Here is a 563-nt window from a genome sequence, read left to right as displayed (position 1 = left end):
TGGTCGCTGCCGGCACCGCTTCCCGTCACAATCCGTAAATGATCAACATTGTCCGCAAAGTTATTTTTCCTGACTGTGATGTTGGACGCCCTTTTATGAAGAACAATAGCCACGCCATTACTGCCCGAGACATCCTGTCCACCTACACCAGGCCGAAAACCACTCATCCTGTTCTTCTCAATCAGGATGGGCCCCGGGCCCGACTTGATGTCAATCGCATTCTCTCCGACATTACCGAAACGCTGTGGATTCCTGGAGTCAACCTTGCCTTTTTCATCTCTATAGACATAGGGACGCCGAACTTCAAATATGTTCGAAGTAATTGAAGTTTTGCCTACCGCGCCAGCCAACTGAATCCCATCGGCACCGATATCCCTGAACGTATTTCCCGAAATCAGAATATCTTCGGCTGAAATTTCTGACGTGATTGCATGCAAGTCTAATCCAGACTTGCGGCTGCGGAGGTTGTCAAAGACGTTGCCTGTTATCTCGATCCGCTTTGCGCATTGAATTTTTATTCCGGCATTGCTCGAGTGCTGGAAGCGATTGTTTCGAAAAGCAAT

1 protein-coding gene is annotated in these 563 nt (G+C 48.5%); it reads right to left on the bottom strand.

Annotated features, from left to right (window positions below; all coding sequences use genetic code 11):
* On the bottom strand, positions 1-563 hold a 563-nt coding region (locus C0039_RS20840; RefSeq protein WP_165787212.1), incomplete at both ends, for a right-handed parallel beta-helix repeat-containing protein.

Origin of the sequence: Pseudohalioglobus lutimaris, from assembly GCF_002866825.1 — a bacterium.
GTDB classification, from domain to species: Bacteria; Pseudomonadota; Gammaproteobacteria; order Pseudomonadales; family Halieaceae; genus Halioglobus; species Halioglobus lutimaris.
This window is presented reverse-complemented; position numbering and strand designations above follow the sequence as displayed.